2 protein-coding genes and 1 other annotated feature are annotated in these 891 nt (G+C 65.3%); both genes read right to left on the reverse strand.

Annotated features, from left to right (window positions below; translation table 11 throughout):
• Positions 1–711 (reverse strand): IS3 family transposase (locus tag ABD283_RS14285; protein ID WP_425552845.1); only part of this gene is annotated, 711 nt, incomplete at its 3' end.
• Positions 637–750: a sequence feature (AL1L pseudoknot), on the reverse strand. Its footprint overlaps the gene before it by 75 nt.
• Positions 711–891, reverse strand: a 181-nt coding sequence (locus ABD283_RS14405; protein ID WP_486326978.1) for a transposase, incomplete at its 5' end; no start/stop codon positions are given. (Overlaps the previous feature by 40 nt.) The genes ABD283_RS14405 and ABD283_RS14285, both read right to left, overlap by 1 nt.

Below are 891 nucleotides of genomic sequence, written 5' to 3' on the forward strand. Positions count from 1 at the left end.
CAATGAGTTCAGCGCCTCCGCCATCGCGTTGTCATACGAGTCACCACGTGACCCGACCGACGCGACAGCATCCTCTACCGCGAGTCGCTCCGCGTAACGCACGGCACGATACTGAACTCCACGGTCGCTGTGATGGACCAGGCCAGACAGATCAGCACCATCACGCCGACGCGTCCAGATCCCCATCTCCAACGCATCGATCGCCAGCGCCGTGTACAGCCTCGTGGACACCTGCCAGCCCACGATCCGACGCGAGAACACATCCAGGACGAACGCGACATACACCCATCCGGCGAACGTCCGCACATACGTAATGTCCGCGACCCACAACTGGTTGACCGCCTCGGCCGTGAAGTCACGATTGACGAGATCCGCAGGTCTACTCGTCTCCGGTGCCGGTTTCGTCGTCCGGGGCCCCTTCGCTCGGCTAACGCCGCGGAGTCCCGCCTTTCGCATCAGCCGCTCGACGGTGCACCGGGCCACCTCGTGGCCCTGCCTGCGCAGCTCGGCATGAACCTTCCGCGCCCCGTAGACGCCGTAGTTCTCCTCATGCACCTGTGTGATCTCCTGCGTCAGCTGCTCGTCCCGCTGCTGCCTGGCTGAAGGCTCGCGGGTGCGGTGGGCGTAGTAGCTGCTCGGGGCGATCTGCAAGATCCTGCAGATCGGCTCGACCCCGTGCTCGTCCCGGTGCGCGTCGATGAACGCGCACATCACCGGGAGGGGCGGTCGAGCTCCGCCGCGAAGAAAGCCGATGCCTGCCGCAGGATCGTATTCGCCCGCCGCAGCTCGCGGACCTCCCTCTCGAGTTCGGCCATCCGGGCTGCGTCGTCCGAGGTGGTTCCCGGTCTGAGTCCTTCATCGATCTCAGCCTTCTTCACCCACGTCCGCAGC

This window comes from Kocuria atrinae (assembly GCF_039531425.1).
Taxonomy (GTDB): Bacteria; Actinomycetota; Actinomycetes; order Actinomycetales; family Micrococcaceae; genus Kocuria; species Kocuria atrinae.